This window comes from Streptomyces sp. NBC_00328, from assembly GCF_036139655.1.
In the GTDB taxonomy this organism is placed as follows: Bacteria; Actinomycetota; Actinomycetes; order Streptomycetales; family Streptomycetaceae; genus Streptomyces.
Map to the genome: position 1 here is coordinate 8055297 of NZ_CP108013.1, position 22554 is coordinate 8077850.

Sequence of the window (22554 nt, forward strand, 5' to 3'; positions counted from 1 at the left end):
GCCGTTCCCGTTCCTGTGAAGCAGGAGTCGGTCGAACTTTTACGCAAGCAACTTGCATTTCTTGCGCTATTCTTGCGTTCATGACGCGACGACTTGCTCAGGTGGCGAAGAAGGTCGGGGTCAGCGAGGCCACGGTCAGCCGGGTGCTCAACGGCAAGCCGGGTGTCTCCGACTCCACTCGGCAGGCGGTCCTGTCCGCCCTGGACGTCCTCGGCTACGAGCGGCCGACCCAGCTGCGCGGTGAACGCGCGCGGCTCGTCGGGCTCGTTCTGCCCGAGCTCCAGAACCCGATCTTCCCGGCCTTCGCCGAGGTGATCGGCGGAGCGCTCGCCCAGCTCGGCCTCACCCCGGTGCTGTGCACGCAGACCAAGGGCGGGGTCTCCGAGGCCGACTACGTGGAACTCCTGCTCCAGCAGCAGGTCTCCGGGGTGGTGTTCGCCGGCGGTCTGTACGCGCAGGCCGACGCGCCGCACGACCACTACCGCCAGCTCGCGGACCGCAACATTCCGGTGGTGCTGGTCAACGCGGCCATCGAGCACCTCGGCTTCCCGTGCGTCTCCTGCGACGACGCCGTCGCCGTCGAGCAGGCCTGGCGCCATCTCGACTCGCTCGGCCACGAGCGGATCGGACTCGTCCTCGGTCCCGGCGACCACATGCCCTCGGGCCGCAAGCTCGCGGCGGCGCGCGCCCTCGCGCCGGATCTGCCGGACGCGTACGTGGCACGGGCGATGTTCTCGCTGGAGGGCGGTCAGGCCGCGGCCACGAGACTGCTCGACCAGGGGGTCACCGGCATCATCTGCGCGAGCGACCCGCTCGCGCTCGGCGCGGTACGGGCGGCCCGCCGCAAGGGGCTCAGTGTCCCCGGCGAGATCTCCGTCGTCGGGTACGACGACTCGGCGTTCATGAACTGCACCGAACCCCCGCTGACCACGGTCCGCCAGCCCATCGAGGCCATGGGGCGCGCCGCGGTGGAACTGCTGAACGCGCAGATCGGCGGCAGCAGCGTGACCGCCGAGGAGCTGCTGTTCGAGCCGGAGCTGGTGGTGCGCGGGTCGACCGCGCAGGCGCCGCGCCGCTGAGAGGCGCGGCCGGGCCGCCGTACCGGGGTCGATGACTCCGGTACGCAACCACCTGCAACGGGGATCCCCAGTAGCTGTCAAATAATTACAGATTCTGCGCGACATCTTGCGGACAGATGTTGTCGGTGCTTGAGTGTGCGGCGCCAGAACACGGCGGCACGCCCGCCGTGGGCCTTCCTCGCTCCAGCCCGAAGGGGTCCACCAATGAGAAGTACCGGGTTCCGCCGTAGCTTCGTCATGCTCATGGCGTCCTCTGTCGCGCTCACCGCCACCGCGTGCGGTTCGAGCGGCGACGACGATGCGGCCAACGGAAAGACCCGCATCACCGTCAACTGCGAGCCGCCGAAGAGCGCCAAGGTCGACCGCTCGTTCTTCGACGCCGACACCAAGGCGTTCGAGAAGGCCAACCCGGGCATCGACGTCGCCATGCACGACGCGTTCCCGTGTCAGGACCCCAAGACCTTCGACGCCAAGCTGGCCGGCGGCCAGATGGAGGACGTGTTCTACACGTACTTCACCGACGCCAAGCACGTCGTCGACGTCAACCAGGCCGCCGACATCACGAGTTACGTCAAGGACCTCAAGAGCTACAGCACCATCCAGCAGCAACTGCGCGACATCTACACCGTCGACGGCAAGATCTACGGCATCCCCCGCACCGGCTACTCGATGGGCCTCATCTACAACAAGGCGCTCTTCAAGAAGGCCGGCCTCGACCCCGACAAGCCCCCGGCCACCTGGGAGGAGCTGCGCGCGGACGCCAAGAAGATCGCCGCGCTCGGCAAGGGCACGGTCGGTTACGCCGACTACAGCGCCCAGAACCAGGGCGGCTGGCACTTCACCGCCGAGCTCTACTCGCAGGGCGGGAACGTCGTCGCCGAGGACGGAAAGACGGCGACCGTCGACACCCCCGAGGGCAAGGCGGTCCTGCAGAACCTGAAGGACATGCGCTGGAGCGACAACTCCATGGGCAGCAAGCAGCTGCTGGTCATCAACGACGTCCAGCAGATGATGGGCTCCGGAAAGCTCGGCATGTACCTCTCCGCGCCCGACAACATCCCGATCCTCGTCAAGGAGAAGGGCGGCAACTACAACGACCTCGCCCTGGCCCCGATGCCCGGCGGCAAGGGCACGCTCATCGGCGGCGACGGCTACATGTTCAACAAGAAGGACAGCCCGGCCCAGATCAAGGCCGGCCTCAAGTGGCTCGAGCACATGTTCCTGAACCCCGGCAAGGGCTTCCTCGGTGACTACGCCCGCGCCAAGCAGAACAACGCGCCCGTCGGCCTGCCCGAGCCGCGCCTGTTCACCGGCGCCGCCGACGACAAGGACCAGCAGGTCAAGAAGGCCAACGCCAACGTGCCCGTGGAGAACTACCAGGCCTTCCTCGACGGCAACCAGAGCCTCCAGATGAAGATCGAGCCCCCGCAGGCCCAGCAGATCTACTCCGTCCTCGACGCCGCCGTCTCCTCGGTCCTCACCAAGAAGGACGCCGACGTCGACCAGCTCCTCAAGGACGCCTCCGGCAAGATCGACTCCATTCTGGCCCGAGGCTGACACCGTTCATGAAGACCGCATCGAAGCCCCCCGCAGTGCTCCCTCCGGCCGCCCTCGGCGTGCCGGAGGCGCCGCGGTCGGCCGGGCGCCGGACCGGGGGACCATCGCGCCGGCGCCTGGCCGACCAGTTCCGCGCCTACGCCTTCCTGGCCGGCGGCCTGCTCTGCTTCGCCCTGTTCTCCTGGTACCCGGCGATCCGCGCCGTCGTGATCGCCTTCCAGAAGTACACCCCGGGCAGCGGCGGCGAGTGGGTCGGCACCGCCAACTTCACCCGGGTCTTCCACGACCCGGAGTTCACCGCCGCCTGGCGCAACACCCTCACCTTCACCGTCCTCGCCCTGCTCATCGGCTTCGCCGTCCCCTTCGTGATGGCGCTGGTCCTCAATGAACTGCGGCACGCGAAGGCGTTCTTCAGAGTCGTGGTCTATCTGCCGGTGATGATCCCGCCGGTGGTCAGCGCCCTGCTGTGGAAGTGGTTCTACGACCCCGGAGCCGGCCTCGCCAACGAGACGCTGCGCGCGCTGCACCTGCCGACCTCGAACTGGTCCAACGGCGCCGACACCGCGCTCGTCTCGCTGGTCATCGTCGCCACCTGGGCCAACCTTGGAGGCACCGTCCTCATCTACCTCGCCGCCCTCCAGAGCATCCCCGGCGAGCTGTACGAGGCGGCCGAGCTGGACGGCGCGAACCTGCTCCAGCGCATCCGTCACGTGACGATCCCTCAGACGCGCTTCATCATCCTGATGCTGATGCTGCTTCAGATCATCGCCACCATGCAGGTGTTCACCGAACCGTTCGTGATCACCGGCGGCGGTCCCGAGGACAAGACCGTCACCGTGCTCTACTTGATCTACAAGTACGCCTTCCTCTACAACGACTTCGGCGGAGCCTGCGCGCTGAGCGTCATGCTGCTCGTCCTGCTCGGCGCCTTCTCCGCCCTCTACCTGCGGCTGACCCGCTCCGAAGGGGAGGACGCGTGAGCACCCGCACCCTGATCTCTCCGCTCGCCCTGGCCCGCCCGCGCGGCAGAGCCGTCTACTGGACCGTCTTCGGCGGCGTCGTCCTGCTCTTCGCGCTGGCCTTCCTCTTCCCCGTCTACTGGATGGTCACCGGCGCCATGAAGTCGCCGGACGAGGTCACGCGCACCCCGCCCACCCTGCTGCCGCAGCAGTGGCACCTCGGCGGTTACACCGACGCCTGGGACCTGATGGACCTGCCCACCCACCTGTGGAACACCGTCGTCCAGGCGACGGGCGCCTGGCTGCTCCAGCTCGTCTTCTGCACGGCCGCCGCCTACGCCCTGTCCAAACTGAAGCCCGCCTTCGGCAAGGTGATCCTCGGCGGCATCCTCGCCACCCTGATGGTCCCCGCGCAGGCCCTGGTGGTTCCCAAGTACCTGACCGTCGCCGACCTGCCCGTCCTGCACACCAGCCTGCTCAACTCGCCGCTGGGCATCTGGCTGCCCGCCGTCGCCAACGCCTTCAACCTCTATCTCCTCAAGCGCTTCTTCGACCAGATCCCGCGCGACGTCCTGGAGGCCGCCGAGATCGACGGCGCCGGACGGCTGCGCACCCTGTGGTCGATCGTGCTGCCGATGTCCCGGCCCGTCCTCGGAGTCGTGTCGATCTTCGCCCTGGTCGCCGTCTGGCAGGACTTCCTCTGGCCGCTGATGGTCTTCTCCGACACCGACAAGCAGCCCATCAGCGTGGCGCTCGTCCAGCTGTCGCAGAACATCCAGCTCACCGTGCTCATCGCCGCGATGGTGATCGCCAGCATCCCCATGGTCCTGATGTTCCTGGTGTTCCAGCGGCACATCATCGCCGGCATCAGCGCGGGCAGCACCAAGGGCTGACGCCCCTCACCGACCACCCCGAACGAAAGGCAACGCACCGTGGGACAGCCCCGCCCTGCCCGAAATCAGTCCGCGTGGTGGCGTTCCGCCGTCATCTACCAGGTGTACGTCCGCAGCTTCGCGGACGGCGACGGCGACGGCACCGGCGACCTCGCGGGCGTCCGTGCCAGACTCCCCTACCTCGCCGAACTCGGCGTGGACGCCCTGTGGTTCAACCCCTGGTATCTCTCGCCCATGGCCGACGGCGGCTACGACGTGGCCGACTACCGCACGATCGACCCGGCCTTCGGGACCCTCGCCGAGGCCGAGAAACTCATCGCCGAGGCCCGCGAGCTGGGCATCCGCACGCTCGTCGACATCGTGCCGAACCACGTCTCGGACCAGCACCCCTGGTTCCGGGCGGCGCTGGCGGGCGGCCCGGAGCGCGACCTCTTCCACTTCCGCCCCGGACGCGGCGAGCACGGCGAACTCCCGCCCAACGACTGGCCGTCCCAGTTCGCCGGCTCCACCGAACCGGTGTGGACCCGGCTGCCCGACGGCGACTGGTACCTCCACCTGTTCACCCCCGAGCAGCCCGACCTCAACTGGGCGCACCCGGCCGTCCGCCGGGAGCACGAGGAGATCCTGCGCTTCTGGTTCGAGCGGGGAGTGGCGGGCGTACGCATCGACTCGGCCGCGCTGCTGGCCAAGGACCCGGACCTGCCCGACTTCGTGGAGGGCCGCGACCCGAACCCGTACGTCGACCGCGACGAGCTCCACGACATCTACCGGTCCTGGCGGGCGGTCGCCGACACCTACGACGCCGTCTTCGTCGGCGAGGTCTGGCTCCCCGACTCCGAGCGCTTCGCCCGCTATCTGCGCCCCGACGAACTGCACACCGCCTTCAACTTCTCCTTCCTGTCCTGCCCCTGGGACGCCGGACGGCTGCGGACCTCCATCGACGAGACCCTCGCCGAACACGCCCCCGTCGGAGCGCCGGCCACCTGGGTGCTGTGCAACCACGACGTGACCCGCACGGTCACCCGCTACGGCCGTACGGAGACCGGGTTCGACTTCACCGCCAAGGCCTTCGGCACCCCCACCGACCTGGCTCTCGGCACCCGCCGGGCCCGCGCAGCGGCGCTGCTCTCGCTCGCCCTGCCCGGCTCCGTGTACCTGTACCAGGGCGAGGAACTCGGGCTGCCCGAGGTGGAGTTGCCGCTCGACAGCATCCAGGACCCGATGCATTCGCGCTCCGGGGGCACGGACCCGGGCCGCGACGGCTGCCGGGTCCCGCTGCCCTGGACGGCCGGGGAGCCGTACGCCGGCTTCGGCGGTGAGCCCTGGCTCCCACAGCCCGCCGACTGGCCCGCGTACGCCGCCGACCGCCAGACGGACGACCCCCGGTCCATGCTGAGCCTCTACCGCGCCGCGCTCCGCGTCCGCCGCGGCGAACCGGGCTTCGGCGACGGCGAGTTCGGCTGGCTGCCCGCACCGGAGGGCGTCCTCGCCTTCACCCGCGTGGACGGTCTGCTCTGCGTGGTCAATCTGACCGACGGCCCGGTCGGGCTCCCCGAGCACTCCCGGCTCCTGCTCCACAGCGACCCGCTGACGGCCGACGGGCTCCTTCCGCCGGACACGGCGGTCTGGCTGCGTGCCTGAACGGCCCGTGCCGCACAGCGAGGTCCCCGGAGGCCGTCTCACTTCGGCGGGGGTGAATCCCTGGGCGCGTCCCTCTTCATGACCGGCTCCCCGCGCTTCGCCGCCTGGATCTGCTCGTACACATGGGTCCGCAACTCGGCGAAGCGCGGGGAGACCCGTGTACGCAACTGGTCGCGGTCCTCGGGCAGATCGACCTTCAACTGCTCCTGCACGACGGTGGGGGAGGCCGAGAGGACCAGGACCCGCTCACCCAGATAGACGGCCTCGTCGATGTCGTGGGTCACGAACAGGATGGTGATCCCGCGCTGCCGCCACAGCCGGCGCACCAGATCCTCCAGATCGGCGCGGGTCTGCGCGTCGACCGCCGCGAACGGCTCGTCCATGAGCAGGACTTCGGGCTCGTACGCCAGGGCCCGCGCGATGGCGACCCGCTGCTGCATCCCCCCGGACAGCTGCCACGGATAGGCCCCCGCGGCATCGGCCAGGCCCACGGACTCCAGCGCGTCGGCGACCAGTTCCCGGCGCCGCGCCCGGCCCAGGTTCTTCTGCCGCAGCGGGAGTTCGACGTTCTCGCCGACCCTCATCCAGGGGAACAGGCTGCGCCCGTACTCCTGGAACACGAACGCCATGCCCGGCGGCGGGCCGCTCACCCGCCGGCCGCCGAGCAGCACCTCGCCCGACGTCGGTGTCAGCAGGCCGCCCATGCACTTCAGCAGGGTGGTCTTGCCGCAGCCCGACGGCCCGACCAGACAGACGAGTTCACCCGCGTCCACCGTGAAGGTGAGATCGCGGACCGCCTCCACCCGGCGGCCCGACCCCTCGTAGACCTTCCGCAGGCCGGATACGACCAAAGACGCGTGCATGGACCGCCCTTTCGCGAGCGTCACGAGGACCGCCTGGAGGAGTCGCGCAGACCGTGGTACCAGCCGAGGACCCGGCGCTCGACCAACTGGAAGACGACCGAGAGGAGAAAGCCGAGCAGGCCGAGGACGAGGATCCCGGTCCACATGTCGGGGATCGCGAAGCCGCGCTGGAACTGCACGATGGTGAATCCGAGTCCGTTGCTCGCCGCGAACATCTCGCTGATGACCATCAGGATGATGCCGATGGACAGCGCCTGGCGCAGGCCCGCGAAGATCTGCGGACTCGCGGACGGAAGGACGACGGACCGTATCCGGGCCGGACCCGTGATGCCGTACGAGCGGGCCGTCTCGGACATCACGGAGTCGACGGCGCGCACTCCCTCGATCGTGTTGAGCAGGATCGGCCACACGCAGCCGCTGGCGATCACGACGATCTTCATCGTGTCCCCGATGCCCGCGAACAGCATGATGACCGGAACGAGGACGGGCGGCGGCACCGCCCGCAGGAACTCCAGTACCGGCTCGCACACCGCCCGCACCTTCCGGTACGAGCCGACGACCGTGCCGACACCGACTCCCACCACGGCCGCCGCCGCGTACCCGGCCAGCAGCCGCAGCAGGCTGGGCACCAGGTCGGCGCGGAGCCGGTCACGCGTCCAGACGTCGGGGAACGTCTTCAGGATCGTGCGCAGCGGAGGCCAGTAGACGTCGGTGCTGCCGTCCGACGCGAGCCACCAGAGGACGAAGAGCAGCGCGGGGAGCGCCACGACGAACAGCACCCGCAGCGGGAGAGCTCCCCACCGGTTCGGCCTCGTCGGCTCGGGCGGGATGTCCGTCACACCGTCACCTCCCCGCGCACCGACTGGTGCCAGGCCAGCGCGTACCGCTCCACCGACCGGGCACCCACGTTGATGAGCAGCCCGAGCAGACCCGTGACCACGATCAGCGCGTACATCTCGGGCACCGCCTGCGAGGTCTGGGCGACCGCGATGCGCGCGCCCAACCCCGGTGCCCCGATGACGAGTTCGGCGGTCACCGTGAGGATGAGCGCGACGGCCGCGGCGAGCCGCACCCCCGTCATGACGTACGGCAGCGCGGTCGGCCACAGCACATGACGGACCCGGGCCCAGGTGCTGAGCCCGTACGAGCGCGCCGTCTCCTCCGCCACCGGGTCCACGTCCCGCACGCCGTACATGACCTGGACGAGGACCTGCCAGAAGGACGCGTAGACGACCAGCAGGAGCACCGACCTCAGCTCGGTCCCGTAGAGCAGCACGGCGAGCGGGATCAGGGCCACGGAGGGGATGGGGCGCAGGAACTCGATCGTCGAGGCGGTCGTCTCGCGCAGATACGGCACGACCGAGACGACCACCCCCACCACGATCCCCGCGCCGACCGCGATCGCCAGGCCCAGCGCCCAGCCCGTGAGCGTGTCGCCGAGGTCGGTCCAGAAGGTGCCCTCGGTGAACTGGTCACCGAGGGCCCGCGCGATCCGGCTGGTCGGCGGGAAGTACCGCTCCTTGACGATGCCGAGCCGCGGCACCGCCTCGCCGAGGGCGAGGAAGGCCGCGAGCCCGGCCGCGCCCAGTCCGGCGTTCACGGCCCGTCCGGTGGAGCCGCCGCCGCGCACTCGCTTCCGTGTCACGGCAGCAGCTTGTCCAGGTCGGGCGCCGACTTGAAGAGGCCGTCCTGCTCGCCGAGCTTCTCCAGCGCCTCGATCGAGGCCCGGTTCTCCTCGGCCGGCCACTTGGGCAGGGTCACCTCGGCCAGCACGGCCGCGGGGATCTTCGTGTACGTGGTGACGATCTGCCGGACCTCGTCCGGGTGCGCGTCGGCGTACGCGAGGGACTCCGCGGTGGCCTCCTGGAACTTCTTCACCACGTCGGGGTGCTGCTGCATGTACTGGTCCGAGGTGAAGTACATGGCGACGGTGAGGTTCTTCGCCACGTCGACCAGGGAGGAGGCGATCTCGGTCGCGCCCTGGCTCTTGACGGTCGCGAGCGCGGGCTCGACCACCATCGCGGCGTCGATCTGGCCGCTGTCGAGGGCCGCGGGCATCTGGTCGAAGGCGAGCTCGACGAACTTCACCTCGGAGGGATCACCGCCCGCCTTGCGCACCGACTCGCGTACGGCCGTCTCGTTGATGTTCTTCAGCGTGTTGACGGCGACCTTCTTGCCCTCCAGATCCTTCGGCGACGTGATGGCGCTGCCCTTCTTGACCGTGATGGCGCCGAAGTCCGCGCCCGCCACGCCCGTCGAGGCGACACCGTTCGCGATGGCCTTCACGGGAACGCTGTTGGACTGGGCGATCATCAGCGAGGTCACGTTGGAGAACCCGAACTGGAACTGGCCCGAGACGACCCCCGGGACGATCGCCGCGCCGCCCTGCGCGGCGGTCATCGACAGGGTCAGTCCGTGCTTCTTGTAGAAGCCCTTCTTCTGGCCCAGATAGACGGGGGCGACATCGACGATGGGGATGATCCCCAGCTTGACGGTGGTGGTGCCGCCGGACGAAGAGTTCTTGTCCGAGGCGCCACCGCCGTCGGACGAACCGCAGGCCGACGCGGTGACCAGCAAGGCTCCGACCGCGATACCGGCGAGCAGACGACGCATGGCTCCTCCTGTGCAGACGAGAGTGTTCCGACAGGGCGTGCGCACACCGCACAATGGTGCTCAGCGCGAAGGTAGAACCCTGTCGTTGCCGGGTCAATGGCCTTGGCTGACAATATTGTTGACAGTTATCGAAGTGTGCTCCCGTTCCATGTGCTCCCGTTCGATGCGAGAGCACTCCGTGTGTCCCTCTGGAGGCGACGATGCCTGCAGCAGACCGAGCGCCCCATTTCGTCCGGTCCTTCGAACGCGGACTCGCCGTGATCCGCGTATTCGGCGCTGACCGGCCCGAACTGACACTCAGTGAGGTCGCGCGCGGCTGCGACCTGACCCGCGCGGCGGCCCGCCGCTTCCTGCTGACCCTGGTCGATCTCGGATACGTCCAGACGGACGGCCGGGTCTTCCGGCTGACCCCGCGCGTGCTGGAACTCGGCTACGCCTATCTCTCCGGTTTCACCCTCCCGGAGATTGCCCAGCCCCATCTGAAGCAACTCGCCGAACAAGTGGGGGAGTCGAGCTCGCTCTGTGTCCTCGACGGCGACGACATCGTGTACGTGGCGCGGGTCCCGACCCGGCGGATCATGACGGCGACGATCACCGTCGGCACCCGCTTCCCGGCCCATGCCACCTCCGTGGGCCGGGTGATCCTCGCGCACCTCACGGACGACGAGATCGACGCCCGGCTGGAGCGGGCCGATCTGCACGCCCTGACCGGGCGCACGATCGTCTCGCCGGACCTGCTGAGAGCCGAGCTGGCCCGGGTGCGGCGCCATGGATACGCCATCGTCGACCAGGAGTTGGAGGAGGGACTCCGCTCGGTCGCCGCTCCGGTGCGGGACCGGGACGGCGCCGTGGTGGCGGCCGCGAACATCCCCGTGCACGCCAGCCGCAACAGTCTCGAATCGGTCCGCCGCGACCTGCTTCCCCACCTGCTGGACACGGTCGCCCGGATCGAGCGGGATCTGGCGGTCACAGGTCCAGTACGAGCCGTCTCCCGAGGCAGCGGGACACGCAGATGAGCATGGTTCCGCCCGCCTCCCGCTCCTCGTCCGTGAGCACCGAGTCCCGGTGGTCCGGGGTCCCTTCGAGCACCTCCGTCTCGCAGGTCCCGCACGTGCCCTCGGTGCAGGAGTAGAGCACCTCGACACCGGCGGCGCGCACGGTGTCGAGGACGGAGACACCGGGAGCGACGGTGACCGTCCGCCCCGACCGCTCCAGGACGACCTCGAACTCCTCCTCCCGGTCCGTCTCCCCGTCCGTCTCCCGGCCCTTCGGCCGGAACCGCTCGATGTGCAGCAGCCCGGCCGGACAGCGCTCCTCGATCGCGTCGAGCAGCGGCCCGGGACCGCAGCAGTAGACGAGGGTGTCCCCGGAGAGCCCGCCGAGCACGGAGGGCAGGTCGAGGGGTCCGGTCTCGTCCCGGGGAGCGAGGGTGACCCGGTCTCCGTACCGCACCAGTTCCTCGGTGAACGCCATGGAGCCGCGGGTCCGTCCGCCGTACAGGAGGGTCCACTCGGCGCCCGCCGCCTCGGCCGCAGCGAGCATCGGCAGGATCGGGGTGATGCCGATGCCGCCCGCCACGAAGCGGTAGCGCGGAGCGGGCGCGAGGGCGAAATGATTGCGCGGGCCCCGGACACGGACGGCGTCGCCCTCGCCCAACCGCCCGTGCGCATAAGCCGATCCACCGCGCCCGTCCGGTTCGAGCAGCACCGCGATCCGCCACGTCCCGCGGTCCGCCGGATCCCCGCACAGGGAGTACTGCCGCTCGAGTTCCGGCCCGAGCCGGACATCGATGTGGGCCCCGGGCTCCCAGCGCGGGAGTTCGGCGCCGAGCGGATGCCGCAGGCGCAGGGCGAGTACGCCGTCGGAAACGAACTCCCGCCGTACGAGGACGAGTTCGGCCTCGTACGAGCTGTCCCCGGCAGCGCCGGTCACCGCACCCTCTCCACCGGCTTGTCGCCCTCCTCGACCAAGCGGGCCAGGATGCGCCGGGCCGCGAGACCTCCGGTGTCGATGCCGATGCTCAGCTCCTGGTAACCGGCGCGCTCGGAGGCGAGGGTCCGCTGGAGAATGTTGAGCGCGTCGACGTCCTGCATGACGACGGTGTGGTTCAAGTCCCGCATGAAGGTGCTGACTTCGTCGTCCGACCGGGCGAAGTCGCGGGAGACCGCCCAGAAGTCGTACACCTTGCCCGCGCCGGACGGCGTGATGGCGTACGTGATCTCGGTGTGGAAGGCGTTCGGGTCACTGCCGTCCGCCTCCGGCAGCACACCGGCCGGCGCGATCCTGCTGTGCAGCAGATAGAGGCAGGGCGCGTGGTACTCGATGTCCTGCCAGCGGGTGATGCGCCCCTCGACGCCGGTCGACCGCGCGTAGAAGGGCGGACACTCGGCGTCGGCCATGCGCCGGGAGACGCGGACGATCCCGGCCTCCTCGTCCACCTCGGTGGCGATCGGCGTCTCGGCGACCTCGGGCGTGCCGATGTAGCCGCCGTGCAGATACGTCTCGTGCGAGAGGTCGAGGAGGTTGTCGACGAGGAGTCCGTAGTCCGCGTCGATGGGCTCCATGCCGCTGACCGTCGTCCAGCCGGGCGAGTCCATGTGCGGTGCGCGCGGCACGGATCCCGGGTCGGCGAGCGCGGGGTCGCCGACCCAGACCCACACGAACAGGTCCTGCTCGACGACGGGGTAGGAGGCGACACGGGCGGTGCGCGGTATCCGCTTCTGCCCCGGCACGTACACACACGCGCCGGTCGTGTCGTAGGTGAACCCGTGGTAGCCGCACACGATCCGGTCACCGTCGAGCCGGCTCTCCGAGAGCGGGAATCGCCGGTGCACACACCGGTCGGACAGTGCGACGGCCGCCCCGTCCTCCTCCGCGCGGTAGAGCACCAGCGGCTCACCGAGGACGGTCCGTCCGACGAGCTCGCGTCCGATCTCGTAGGTGTAGGCGACGACGTACCACTGGTTCCTGGCGAAGGCAGTCATGTGAGGCATGGGGGCCGGCTCCCGTCTCTGATGGTGATGGCATCGTTCGGGCAGACATCACTGGGCCGCAATACGACTTCCGTCTCACGGAAGATGTCCGATGAAATGCCACGTCAGCGGGGCGATGCGTGAGCGTCCTCCCCGGTGGCGGTTGCGATGCTCGTCCACTGGGTCGCCGCGCCGACCTCGACCTCCCGTGGCTAGTTGAGCCACGCTTTCGCTCGTAAGTTATGCGCGTATGACTGTTTTCAGAGTTCTGTGGCGAATCGGATGCCGGATCCTGGTGGTACAGGAGCAGAAATTGCATCGCCGCAGATCAAGTATGTCCGTTGGTGCGTGTACCGGCTTTGGGGGCGAATCCGGGTCGATTCTGCCTCTCTTTCGGCTCTTCAGTGTGTTGTCGCAGGTCGGGCAGGTAGCGCGAAGGATTGGGGGTAGGAATCGCGAGCAGATTGATGGCCTGAAGGACGCGCGGAGACGGTCATCGACCAGCCGTTCGTCACGCGGTGACACACGCGGGATGCCTGCTTGGGCTTGCGTAAACGGGGCTGCTGTCGGGTGGTGACTCAGCCCAGGAGTGGCCCGGTTGGTTTCGGGCGGTGGGTACCAGCCCTATGGCTGGGACTGGGAAGTCAGCGGGGAGCGAATTCGTCGTAGCGCAGAGCAGCGGACTCGTAATCCGTCGGCCGTGGGTTCGAGTCCCACCCGCCCCACCTTTGCAGGCTTCTGACCTGCGGAAACGTTCCTCGTGAGGTGTCGGAGCGTCAACTTTCGCTCAACGGACTGAATCCGCTGCTCGCGGCTTCGGAACGGGGCGAGGCTCTCGCTCCCTCGCTGAGCAGACATCGCGCTGACCTGCGGCAATGCTGATGATCAGGACTTGTGCCTCAGCAACGTCACGAGCTGGCAGCGTCTCCGCGGCTTCGTTTTCGTGATTTTGGGGACGTGTTGGGGACGCAGGGTTTCGGTGAGGTCTGCTGACCAGTCCCCGTGGGCTCTGGCCGGCCGCCCGAGGAGCTCCGTGCTGACCGGGTTCGGACTCAACTCTGGGGAGCTCGATCGCGTCGGAGCGGGGCGTGAGGAGCTGGTGCGCGCCAGGGCGGAAACTGTCCGAACAGAAAACAGCCCGGCCTGTCTGCTGAGCCATGCGGCTGTCATGCCGCCGTCGCTCAGCGCCGTGGTGCGGATGTTGGCGCCGGGCCCGGGGGAGGCCGTGATCATCGGCTGTTTGCCGGACGCCGCAGACGCGACGAACCGGAGGTTGAAGGCCGGCGAGCGGTGCCATGCCATGGAAGACGTCTGCTGGTGGCGCAGGCCGATCATCACGACCTCGAACGCGGCCCCGGCGCCGTCCTCGTCGGCCCCTCATTGCCCTGGTAGCTCACACCATCAGGCGACGCCAGAACCCCTCAAAGAATCACGAACCGCCCACTCGTAATCCGCGGCCAGCAGGACCTGAACCTGCCGCAGGAAGTCTACGACCAGTGGCGCGAGGCCATCCGGCTGCGCAAGGACGGCAAACCACGGGTCGACGGCGGTACCGGCATGCTGCTGCCGGTCCGCGCGTTCTACATGGACATCCAGAGCTGGGCATTGGAGGAACCCCAGCGGTGGGCGCGCTGGGCCGCGCCGTGTCCGATCCCGCCGGCGGACCTGCGGGGGTTCGGGGCGCGGCGGCGCCGGATCAACGAACGCACCGCCGACCGGGTCAGGCAACGCCAGCCGCTGCTACCGGCGTTGGTCGCGCATGTGGAGGAGCACTACAGCGGGCGGCGTGTCCTGTTCGAGGCCGTGCGGTAGGCAGGACCGGTGGAGGCGGACGAGCTGGCCGGGTTCGCCAGGACCGTGGGGACTGGCCGGTGCGCTGCCGTCGTGCCTCCCCAGCCGGCCGGGCGCTGAGCTACGGCCGCAGGACGAGCTTCCCGGCGGCGTGACCGCTCGCGCTCAGCTCCTGCGCCTTCGCGGCGTCCTCCAGCAGAAGGCTCTGCGCGATGCGCACCGTGAGCTTGCCGTCGGCTGCGAGGCGGGCGTACTCGCCGAGGCGGGAACCGAACGGGGCGCCGGGGCCGGAGAAGGTGACGCCCAGCTCGGCGGCCTTCAGATCGGCGATGGTGATGATCCGGTCGGTGCCGCCGCGCAGGTCGATCGACACCTCCAGGTCGCCTGCCCCCGCGGCGTCGTACACGGCGTCGATGCCCTGCGGTGCGGCCTCGCGGACCCGGTCGGCCAGGCCGGCGCCGTAGGCGACCGGGATCGCGCCCAGCGAGCGCAGGTAGTCGTGGTTGCCGGGGGAGGCGGTGCCAATGACCGTGGCGCCGCGGGTGACCGCGAGCTGAACACCGACGGCGCCGGCCACACCCGCGGCTCCGTGCAGCAGGAGCGTGTCGCCTTCCCCGACGCCGAGGGCGTCGAGCACGCGGACCGAGGTCTCGACGGCGACGGGCAGTGCCGCGGCGAGGTCCCAGTCGAGGTCCGCGGGCTTCGGGCCGAAGTCGACGGCCAGCGCGTGCTCGGCGTATGCGCCGGTGACGGTCCAGCCCAGGACCTCGTCACCCACCGCGACGCCGGTCACGCCTTCGCCGACCTCGTCGACGACGCCGGCCGCCTCCACGCCGGGGATCACCGGGAACGGCGGGGCGATTTGCGGCCTCCACCCGTTGCGGATCTTGGAGTCGAGCGGGTTGACCCCTGCCGCCACGACCTTCAGCCGCACCTGCCCGGGTCCGGCGTGCGGCTCGTCGACCTCTTCGAGGCGGAGGACTTCCGGGCCGCCGAACTCGGTGTAGGTGATCGCCTTCATGTCCTGCTCCAGTGCTCGTCGCTCTAGGTGAAAGATCAACTTGGCCGGGACCGGTGGCGGCCGCACCGGCACTTCGACTAGTTCCGGCTCGGAGGCTCAGGAACCAGCCACGTTTGTGGGCGCGGTCCAGCCGGTGGATCGGATCCACTTGGCCAGGTCGAGGGTGGCCGGCTCGATCGCCCGCACCACCGCAAGATCCGACGGGTGTTCCGCCGCCTTCGCGAACTGGCGGAACATCGCCCTGTCGAGGTCGCTGGGAAGCACGCTCAACGGGAGGGCCTCGTAACGTGCCGGGAGCCCGGCGCGCGCGCCGAACGCCGCGGCGATCTGAGGGCCCGTCAGCTCGTCGCCGACGAGCTCGACGGCTCCGCCGGGTGCCTCCGCGGTGTCGAGCAGGAGCGCGGCGGCGACCCGGCCGACGTCCCTGACCGAGATCATCTTCAGGGCGACGTCCTCCGGCAGCGGCAGCCTCAGCACGATCTCTCCGTGCTCCAGGCTCGGTGCCATCTCCTCCATGAAGGGGGTCGGGCGAACCATCGCGGCCCTGAGGCCGGACTTCCTCAGGTGCTCCTCGATCGAGTGCTTCGAGTCATGGTGCGGCACACCCCGCTCCCGGTCCGCGCCGAAGACCGAGTTGAACACGACGTGCGGGACGCGTGCCGCGACCGCCGCGTCGACGAGCGCGGTGCCGATGCGGATCTCCGTCTCGACCTCTTCGAGGTTGTTCGCTTCCGGGGTCATGAAGTAGAACGCCTCGACCGCCGTCAGCGCGGCGGCCAGCGACGCCGGGTCGTCGGTCCGGATGGCCGCCAGCTCGACGCCGCGGGCGGCCAGCGCCTGAGCCCGGTCGGATTGCGGGTTGCGGACCAGGGCCCGCACCGTGGCCTTGTGGTCCAGCAGCGCGTCGACCACCGCCCCGCCCTGTTGCCCCGTCGCGCCGAAGACTGCGATCGTGCCGGTCGTCTGTGTGCTCATCGCTGCCACCCCTCACTCAGGGCGTGAGCGAGGTGAGCACGAGTCCGGTGTTGACCTCGGCGGTGGGGGGAGGACGACGCGGGCGCGGCGTCCTCGAGCTTGATCTGTTGTGACATGTCTCCACGATGCGTCTGCGGCGCCAGGCTCACCACCGGTATCGCGCCAGGTTCTCCCGATAACCCGCCAGCGTCGGGTAGCCTCGATCGCGTGTCCGATCCCAGCGGCGAGCCGAGCTTCTGCACCGACGATGCGCCGTTGTCGGCGCCGCTGGCCCATGGCGCCGACGTGGCCGCGCACTTCCACGACTACGGCCAGCTCCGCTACGCCGCGCGTGGGGCCCTGGTCACAGCGACCCAGGTGGGCACCTGGGTGGCGCCGGCCAGTCGGATCATGTGGGTGCCGCCCTTCGCGGTGCACAGCAGCAAGGCGTACGGCGAGACGGACATCCGGGTGCTGTCGCTGCCCGTGACGCTGACCGGACAGCTGCCGGCCGAGCCGTCGGTCTTCGTGGCGAGCGCGTTGCTGCGCGAGGCCTATCTGGCGCTGATGAGCGAGGGCGAGCCGCTGGAGAGCCCCCGTGCGCGGCTGCTGATCGACGTCGTACTCGCCGAGCTCGCCCGCGCCGCACAGGAGCCGCTGCGCCTCCCGGAGCCGATCGACCGGCGTCTCAAGGCGGTCACCGACCTGCTTCACATGGACCCAGCAAGCCCGGCGACCCTGGCCGAGCTGGGCCACCGCACGGGCGCCAGCGAACGCACCCTGAGCCGACTGTTCGGCAGCGAGCTGTCGATGAGCTTCCGTCAGTGGCGCACCCTGCTGCGCATTCAACGGGCGCTGATCGAGCTCAGCCACGGCGCCTCGGTCACCGACACGGCGATCCGGCTGGGCTGGTCGAACCCCAGCAGCTTCATCGACGCCTTCACCGAGCTGGTCGGTCGGACACCGGGGGGCTATCGCTCGTCGGCTCGGTCCTCCCGCAGCTCCCATGGGTGAGAGGTTAGCGGGGTAGCCGTAGTGCCTGGCGGAACATCGGTGGCAGCCCAATGGTGTGGGAGCCCACGCTGGAAGGGTGACTCCCTCCGCCATCACCCAGAGCTCCTCTCCGGCATCGGCGGCCTCGGCCGGTGCGACGCTGAGCGACCTCATCGTCCAGTCGCTGACGCGGCACAGCTCGTCGGAGGCGTTCGTCGCGGGCGACCGGCGACTGACCTACGCCCAGGTGCGGGACCTGGTCTCGCAGTGCATGGGTGCGCTCAGTCGGCGCGGCGTTGGCCTGGGGGTGGGCGTCACCATGCTCAGCCCGAACACGCCTGAGTACTGGATCGTGCAGGCTGCGACGTACCTCCTCGGAGGGCGCTTCACGGGACTCCAGGCCCTGGCCTCGGTGCAGGACCAAATCGTGGTCTGCGAGGACGCAGAGGCAGCTGTGCTCGGAAGTCCTGCAGACCATCCCGGGGATCGGCCGACTCGGCTCAGAGATCATCATCGCCGAGACCGGAGGCGACGTGGCCCAGCTCGCTTCCGCCCACCACCTGGCCTCCTGGATCGGGGTCTGCCCCGGCCAGAACGAGTCCGCCGGAGTCAGCAAGTCGGGACGCACCCGACCCGGCAACGCCAACCTCAAGCGCCTGCTCGGTGTCGCCGCCATGGTCGCGATTAGGAACAAGGGCTCCTACCTCGGAGTCTTCTTCCGCCGTCTCACAGCCAGACGCGGCGGCAAACGCGCACTCGTCGCCGTGATGCGCAAACTCGTGATCGCCGTCTGGCACGTCCTGCACGACCACGAGCCCTACCGAGACCTCGGAGCTGACCACTTCACCCGCCGCGACCCCGAACGCGCCATGCGCCGCATGCTCAAGGAAGCCAACAGCCTCGGCCTGACCATCCGCTTCGACCCCATCCCAGCCTGACGGCTCAACCACGAGTCATTTTCGTGTCAGACCCACCGGGCGCGAGCAACTGAGCCACCCGCCATGATTTCCGGATACGCTCGCTGTTTAGATCTGGCCGGTGATTGCGGCCATAGAGGCTCTGGCCCAATCCCGTGGGCAGGGCCTCTACGCGTTGGAAGGGGAATCCGCTGTGGGCAGGTGCGAGGCCCCCTCAGAGCTGGGCGCGACCGAATGGCAGCCCCGTGCCATTTCTGCTGGGCGACGGCGTTGGGGACGCATTGGGGACGCAAGGATAGGAACAGACTGACAAGGGCAGGGGAGTGTCGACACAGGTCACCCCATCTGACCTGCAGAAAGCCCACGGATCAACTCAGAAAAGCAAAGGCCGCCAAGATCCTCAAAGGACTCATAATCCGTCGGCCGTGGGTTCGAGTCCCACCCGACCCACCTTAGCCGTGTCCTGACCTGCGGAAACGCCTCATCGGGCGTTCGGATTTAGGGCTTTGGGCCAACGGCGTGAATCCGCTGCGCGTGAGCTCAACAGCGTTGTCGCCAATGGTAGTTCGAACTGTTCTGACCTGCACGGATGTCTTGGCTCATAGCGGGGGAAGCCGCCGCATGTGGCCTCTGTGAGTGGCTGGGCGCCGAATTCGGGACGTTGGCAGGACGCAGGGAATCGGAAGGGGCTGCCGCGGCGCCATCCTGCCCGACGCTGCTGGGGTGGGCGGCGGAGCGACAGCAGGCGATCAGGGTGCTGCGTGACACTTGGATCACTGGGCTGCCACCAGACTGCGGTGCGGGAGAAACGGCCCGTACTGAAAACGGCCCAGGAACCTTCTCACGTCGGCGTCTGTTCCGATGGAGGTATGCCATCTACGAGGGGCACAGGGAGTGGAGGCCGGGCAGGTCGGTTGAGGCTCCCACCGTTGGTAGAGGTGTATGGCAACGAGATCATCGTGCTGCCACCGTTCTGCTTGCGCGGAGAGAACGTGCCTGGCCCGCGGACAGGAACAGCGAAGGGAGATCACCTCCGCTCGCGTGGAGAGCACCGAGGACGGCCGTGCCGCGGCCTGTGGCGTGGCGGTGCTCTCCCGACGCGGTCAGGGGAGTGCCACCTGCGGGTTCACCGCCATACCGAAGAGCGGCAATGCCGGCCGGCCGATCTCGACAGCCTGCCTGGCCGTGCAGTTCGGCGCCAACTCCAGGTCACGGTTCCTGCAACGCAGCGACAGGGAGTTCGCCCGAGCCTCGGACGACCAGGTGGGTGGGGACGGTGATGGTGCGGGCGCGGGTGCGGTCGCCGTCGAGTCGGGTCAGCGCGGTGGTCGCGGCCGCCCTGCCGAGTTCTTCCGCGTCCTGGGCGACGACGGTCAGGGCCGGCTCGAGTGCCTCGGCGAGCGAGACGTCGTCGAAGGCGACGACGGCGACGTCCTTGCGCTTGCTGCGGGCCAGTTCGGCGACGATGCCCAGCGCCATGATGTTGTTGCCGGCGAACAGCGCTGTGGGGGGATCGGCCAGGCCGAGGAGTTGGGCGGTCGCGGCCTCGGCTCCTTGCTGGTTGTGGGCGTTGGCGAGGAGCGAGCGGTCGTCGGGGATGTCGGCTTCCTGGAGTGCCGAGCGGTAGCCGGCCAGACGTTCACGGCGGGTGTACAGCTTCACGGGCAGGTCGGCGACGAAGCCGATGCGCCGGTGTCCGTGGGCGATGAGGTGGGCGACGCCGTCGTGGGCGCCGGCCCGGTTGGAGCTGACGATGCTGTCGGTGGCGAGGCCGACTCCGGGTCGGTCCAGGAAGATCACGGGGAGTCCCGCCGTACGGTGGGACTTGAGGTGGGAGTGGTCGGCGCCGACGGACGGTACGACGATCAGGATGCTGACGCGGCGGGCGAGGAACTTGTCCGTCAGGGCGCGTTCGCGCTCGGGGTCGTCCGCGGAGGAGCCCATGAGGAGGGTCAGTCCGCGTTCGCGGACGGTGTCCTCGATGGCGCGGGCCACGGCTCCGAAGAAGGGGTTGGCGAGGTCGGGAATGACCAGGCCGATGGTGGTGTCCGGGCCGCCGATGCGGATGTTGCGGGCCATGAGGTTCGGCTGGAAGCCGAGCTTGGCCACTGCGGCGAGTACCTGTTCCCTGGTCTGCGCGGAGGCGGGTCCGTCCTCGTTGAGGACTCGGGAGACCGTCTTGGCGCTGACGCCGACTTCTCGGGCGACGTCGGCCAGGGTGGGGCGGCGGTTCGCTGCCATGGAGGAAACCGTCTCCTGAGGGCTCTCGCTTCCGGCCGCGGCCTCGGCCGGAAGATGAGAGAGCTGGGTAGTGCTGTCAGGTGGCCCGGACTCCGGCGGCCTTCGCGGCCTCCGAATCCGCTACGACAGTATCTCCGGTTTCGTCGACGGTGAGGGCGCCGGTCATGATGGCGACGACCTCGGCCATGGAGTAGTCGGAGGGCTTGATCACGGCAGCGCGCCGGCCGAGGCGGTGGACGTGGATCCGGTCGGCGATCTCGAAGACGTGGGGCATGTTGTGACTGATCAGGACGACCGGCATGCCCTTGTCGCGGACCCGGCGGATGAGGTCGAGGACCTGGCCGGACTCCTTGACGCCGAGGGCTGCGGTGGGTTCGTCCATGACGACGACGGAGCGGGCCCAGGCGACGGAACGGGCGACCGCGACGGCCTGCCGCTGTCCGCCGGAGAGCGTCTCCACCGACTGCGTCAGCGAGCGCAGGCCGATCTTCAGGTCGGCCATGTGCTCGGCGGCCTCCTGGCGCATGCGCTTCTTGTCCAGCATGCGGAAGACACTGCCGAGGACGCCGGGGCGGCGCAGCTCGCGCCCGAGGAACATGTTCGAGGCGATGTCCATGGAGGCGGCCACGGCGAGGTCCTGATAGACCGTCTCGATGCCGTGGGCGCGTGCGCTCTGCGGGCCGGAGAAGGCGATGGGCTCGCCGTTGAGTCGTATCTCGCCCGCATCGGGGGTCACCGCGCCGGTGAGGGCCTTGATCAGGCTGGTCTTGCCGGCGCCGTTGTCGCCGATGACGGCGAGGACCTCACCGGGGAGCAGGTCGAAGTCGGCGCCGTCGATGGCGGTGACCTGGCCGTACCGCTTGACCAGACCGCGGGCCTGCAGCACGGGCGTGGGGGAGGAGGTGACGGTCATCGGGCCTTCTTCCGGGAGAGCTGGTCGACGGTCACCGCGAGGATCACCAGGACTCCGGTGATCAGGGTCTGATAGATGGAGGCGACGCCCATCAGCTGAAGGCCGTTGCGGAACACGCCGACGATGAGGACGCCGATGAAGGTGCCAAGGACCGAGCCGCGGCCGCCGAAGAGGCTGGTGCCACCGAGGACCACGGCGGTGATGCTGTCGAGGTTGTCGGTCTGCCCGGCCTGCGGGTCGCCGACTCCGGTGCGGGAGATGAGCAGCAGGGCGGCGATGCCGTACAGCAGGCCGGCCACGGTGTAGATGCCGATGGTCAGGCGGGAGGTGCGGATGCCGTTGAGCCGGGCGGCCTCGGCGCTGTTGCCCAGGGCGTAGACGTGCCGCCCCCAGCCGGTGCTGCTCAGCGCGTAGGCGAGGAGCAGGAACAGGGCGATGGTGACCAGGGAGCCGTAGGTGATGTCGGTGTGGCCGAGCGGGAAGGTCGCGCCGAGGGCCGTCAGCGGGCCGGGCAGGTTGGTGACCGTCTGCTCCGCGGAGTAGATGTGGGTCAGCGCGAACGCCACGTTGAGCATGCCAAGGGTGACGATGAACGGCGGCAGCGGGATCTTCTGCACCAGCAACCCGTTGAGCAGACCGAACCCGCCGCAGACCACCAGGCCCAGGGCGATGGCGAGGAGCGGGGGCAGGGAGCCCTCGGCGGCCATCTTGGCGATCACGATGCTGCCGAACGCCATCACCGCCCCGCACGACAGGTCGATCCCCGCCGTGAGGATGATCAGGGTCTGCCCGATGGCGAGGGTGCCCACGACCATGACCTGCTGCACGATCAGCGAGAAGTTCCCGCCGGTCAGGAACTGGTCGGTCGAGAAGGAGAAGAAGGCGCAGGCCAGGAGGAGGGCGGCCAGGGGTCCGGTGGTCGGCGCCGTGAGCAGTCTGCGGGCCGTGGTCGGTGCTTTGAGCTCCGAGTAGGGCGTTGTCGTGGCTGTCATGCGAAGTCCTTGTCGGAAGACAGATGTCCTTGTCGGAGGACGAGGGCAGAAGCCCCGCCGACGGGACAAGGGGGGCGGCCGTCCCTGGTCGGGGAGGTGGGCCGACCGCCCCGCTGAGGGAAGTGGCGGTGTCGTACGGTCCTGGGGCTGTCGTC

The 22554-nt window shown here is 69.2% G+C and carries 20 protein-coding genes and 1 pseudogene; 10 read left to right on the forward strand and 11 right to left on the reverse strand.

What is annotated here, in order from left to right; genetic code table 11:
- Positions 1-80: 80 nt before the first annotated feature.
- The 5 genes from OG485_RS35115 to OG485_RS35135 all read left to right on the forward strand — a co-directional run bounded on the left by OG485_RS35115 (position 81) and on the right by OG485_RS35135 (position 6129).
- Positions 81-1079 carry a LacI family DNA-binding transcriptional regulator gene (locus tag OG485_RS35115; protein WP_326784491.1) on the forward strand — a complete coding sequence of 333 codons (999 nt, stop codon included), beginning with the start codon at positions 81-83 and terminating at the stop codon, positions 1077-1079.
- A gap of 204 nt (positions 1080-1283) precedes the next feature.
- Positions 1284-2636, forward strand: coding sequence for an ABC transporter substrate-binding protein (locus OG485_RS35120; RefSeq protein WP_328672584.1), 1353 nt, complete (start codon positions 1284-1286; stop codon positions 2634-2636).
- A gap of 8 nt (positions 2637-2644) precedes the next feature.
- On the forward strand, positions 2645-3616 hold the full coding sequence (locus OG485_RS35125; protein WP_328672585.1) for a carbohydrate ABC transporter permease: 972 nt from the start codon (positions 2645-2647) through the stop codon (positions 3614-3616).
- Positions 3613-4488, forward strand: coding sequence for a carbohydrate ABC transporter permease (locus OG485_RS35130; protein ID WP_328672586.1), 876 nt, complete (start codon positions 3613-3615; stop codon positions 4486-4488). The genes OG485_RS35125 and OG485_RS35130 overlap by 4 nt, the downstream gene beginning before the upstream one ends.
- A gap of 39 nt (positions 4489-4527) precedes the next feature.
- Complete coding sequence (locus tag OG485_RS35135; RefSeq protein WP_328672587.1) at positions 4528-6129, forward strand: glycoside hydrolase family 13 protein; 1602 nt, start codon at positions 4528-4530, stop codon at positions 6127-6129.
- Positions 6130-6167: 38 nt separating this feature from the next.
- Here the strand turns inward: OG485_RS35135 and OG485_RS35140 are convergent, their stop codons facing one another.
- Genes OG485_RS35140 through OG485_RS35155 form a run of 4 tightly spaced genes read right to left on the reverse strand, consistent with a single transcriptional unit; the run spans position 6168 to position 9605 of the window.
- Positions 6168-6992: an ABC transporter ATP-binding protein gene (locus OG485_RS35140; RefSeq protein WP_328672588.1), complete on the reverse strand. Its 825-nt coding sequence runs from the start codon at positions 6990-6992 to the stop codon at positions 6168-6170.
- 20 nt (positions 6993-7012) lie between these two features.
- The gene (locus OG485_RS35145) at positions 7013-7822 is read right to left on the reverse strand and encodes an ABC transporter permease (RefSeq protein ID WP_443048965.1); all 810 of its coding nucleotides are present in this window, start codon (positions 7820-7822) and stop codon (positions 7013-7015) included.
- Positions 7823-7827: 5 nt separating this feature from the next.
- On the reverse strand, positions 7828-8637 hold the full coding sequence (locus tag OG485_RS35150) for an ABC transporter permease (protein ID WP_328672590.1): 810 nt from the start codon (positions 8635-8637) through the stop codon (positions 7828-7830).
- Positions 8634-9605, reverse strand: a complete 972-nt coding sequence (locus OG485_RS35155) for an ABC transporter substrate-binding protein (protein ID WP_328672591.1) — start codon at positions 9603-9605, stop codon at positions 8634-8636. Before OG485_RS35155 ends, OG485_RS35150 begins: the two co-directional genes overlap by 4 nt.
- A 200-nt stretch (positions 9606-9805) precedes the next feature.
- On the opposite strand from OG485_RS35155, the gene OG485_RS35160 reads away from it, so the two are divergent.
- Positions 9806-10621 (forward strand): IclR family transcriptional regulator domain-containing protein, encoded by an 816-nt coding sequence (locus tag OG485_RS35160; RefSeq protein WP_328672592.1) that lies wholly within the window; start codon positions 9806-9808, stop codon positions 10619-10621.
- On the opposite strand, the gene OG485_RS35165 is transcribed toward OG485_RS35160, so the two are convergent.
- Both OG485_RS35165 and OG485_RS35170 read right to left on the reverse strand, forming a co-directional pair.
- Positions 10572-11537 (reverse strand): PDR/VanB family oxidoreductase, encoded by a 966-nt coding sequence (locus OG485_RS35165; protein WP_328672593.1) that lies wholly within the window; start codon positions 11535-11537, stop codon positions 10572-10574. The genes OG485_RS35160 and OG485_RS35165 overlap by 50 nt on opposite strands.
- Entirely contained in the window at positions 11534-12598 is a 1065-nt protein-coding gene (locus OG485_RS35170) for an aromatic ring-hydroxylating dioxygenase subunit alpha (RefSeq protein ID WP_328672594.1), read from the reverse strand. The genes OG485_RS35165 and OG485_RS35170 overlap by 4 nt, the downstream gene beginning before the upstream one ends.
- Before the next feature lie 1536 nt (positions 12599-14134).
- On the opposite strand from OG485_RS35170, the gene OG485_RS35175 reads away from it, so the two are divergent.
- The gene (locus tag OG485_RS35175; protein WP_328552418.1) at positions 14135-14389 is read left to right on the forward strand and encodes a hypothetical protein; all 255 of its coding nucleotides are present in this window, start codon (positions 14135-14137) and stop codon (positions 14387-14389) included.
- A gap of 100 nt (positions 14390-14489) precedes the next feature.
- Here OG485_RS35175 and OG485_RS35180 read toward each other — a convergent pair whose 3' ends face one another.
- Together OG485_RS35180 and OG485_RS35185 are read right to left on the reverse strand one after the other, a co-directional pair.
- Entirely contained in the window at positions 14490-15389 is a 900-nt protein-coding gene (locus OG485_RS35180; protein WP_328672595.1) for an NADP-dependent oxidoreductase, read from the reverse strand.
- 96 nt (positions 15390-15485) lie between these two features.
- Positions 15486-16364, reverse strand: coding sequence for an NmrA/HSCARG family protein (locus OG485_RS35185; protein ID WP_328672596.1), 879 nt, complete (start codon positions 16362-16364; stop codon positions 15486-15488).
- Between the two features lie 207 nt (positions 16365-16571).
- On the opposite strand from OG485_RS35185, the gene OG485_RS35190 reads away from it, so the two are divergent.
- From OG485_RS35190 to OG485_RS35195, 3 genes and pseudogenes are all read left to right on the forward strand, one after another.
- Complete coding sequence (locus tag OG485_RS35190) at positions 16572-17357, forward strand: AraC family transcriptional regulator (protein WP_328672597.1); 786 nt, start codon at positions 16572-16574, stop codon at positions 17355-17357.
- A gap of 76 nt (positions 17358-17433) precedes the next feature.
- Positions 17434-17787 (forward strand): annotated as a pseudogene (locus OG485_RS44090) (AMP-binding protein); the annotation flags it as partial.
- A gap of 16 nt (positions 17788-17803) precedes the next feature.
- Positions 17804-18274 carry a transposase gene (locus OG485_RS35195; protein ID WP_443048966.1) on the forward strand — a complete coding sequence of 157 codons (471 nt, stop codon included), beginning with the start codon at positions 17804-17806 and terminating at the stop codon, positions 18272-18274.
- 1188 nt (positions 18275-19462) lie between these two features.
- Here the strand turns inward: OG485_RS35195 and OG485_RS35200 are convergent.
- The 3 genes from OG485_RS35200 to OG485_RS35210 all read right to left on the reverse strand — a co-directional run bounded on the left by OG485_RS35200 (position 19463) and on the right by OG485_RS35210 (position 22399).
- The gene (locus OG485_RS35200; RefSeq protein WP_326784480.1) at positions 19463-20494 is read right to left on the reverse strand and encodes a LacI family DNA-binding transcriptional regulator; all 1032 of its coding nucleotides are present in this window, start codon (positions 20492-20494) and stop codon (positions 19463-19465) included.
- A gap of 76 nt (positions 20495-20570) precedes the next feature.
- Positions 20571-21407: an ATP-binding cassette domain-containing protein gene (locus OG485_RS35205; RefSeq protein WP_328446096.1), complete on the reverse strand. Its 837-nt coding sequence runs from the start codon at positions 21405-21407 to the stop codon at positions 20571-20573.
- Positions 21404-22399, reverse strand: a complete 996-nt coding sequence (locus OG485_RS35210) for an ABC transporter permease (RefSeq protein ID WP_328672599.1) — start codon at positions 22397-22399, stop codon at positions 21404-21406. The genes OG485_RS35205 and OG485_RS35210 overlap by 4 nt, the downstream gene beginning before the upstream one ends.
- Between the last annotated feature and the right edge of the window lie 155 nt (positions 22400-22554).